The sequence below is a fragment of the Campylobacter sp. GB48 genome (assembly GCF_049221845.1).
GTDB lineage: Bacteria > Campylobacterota > Campylobacteria > Campylobacterales > Campylobacteraceae > Campylobacter_D > Campylobacter_D lari_C.
This window is the reverse complement of record NZ_JBMJAR010000093.1, coordinates 1-647: the sequence shown is the minus strand read 5'-3', so window position 1 is coordinate 647 and position 647 is coordinate 1. Positions and strand designations below refer to the sequence as shown.

General features: G+C 22.9%; 1 protein-coding gene. It reads right to left on the bottom strand.

The annotated features are described in order from the left end of the window. Window positions 1–104 precede the first annotated feature (104 nt). A partial coding sequence (locus tag ACOTVC_RS08995; RefSeq protein ID WP_421628401.1) for a hypothetical protein occupies window positions 105–647 on the bottom strand: 543 nt, incomplete at its 5' end.

Here is a 647-nt window from a genome sequence, read left to right as displayed (position 1 = left end):
TCTTTTATAACGGCTTTTGTGATTTTAAAATCAAGTTTGTTAATTTTTAAATTAAGATAAGAGTTATTTGCATTCATTAAAAAAACCTTTGTTCATATTGGGATTTATTGGTGGGGTATTGGGATTGAAATACAATTGAGTGTTTCTTGGAAATTTTCATGCTCATTTATCCAATACAATTGTATTTTTTTTGCCCCAAAGGGTGTAATAAGTGTAAAATATCTAAAATCTTCTATTTTAAGATTAAAAATTTTATCAAATTCGATATAACTCATTAAGCCAAAATCTTTAAAATCACATTCTTTGTATATGGATTTTAAAAATTTTGGTATTTCATTGATAATGAAGAGTATTTTTATTTTTTCTTCTGATAGATTAATAGTTAGTTCTTTTACTATATTATTTGGATATTCTTGTTTAATGATATCTAATAATTGCTCGTTACTACAATTTTCTAAGATATCAAGTTCGATTTCAAAATCTTTTTTAGCTTCTAATTTTGTAAGTTTATATTGTAATTTATGTTGTGGTAGCAGTATATCAACCTCCTTTTTATCTTGAATAATTATTTTAGCAATACCCATAATTTTTGTATTTAAATTTAGTAAAAATTGTAAGTCTTTTTTAGAGATTATGTTTTCTATATC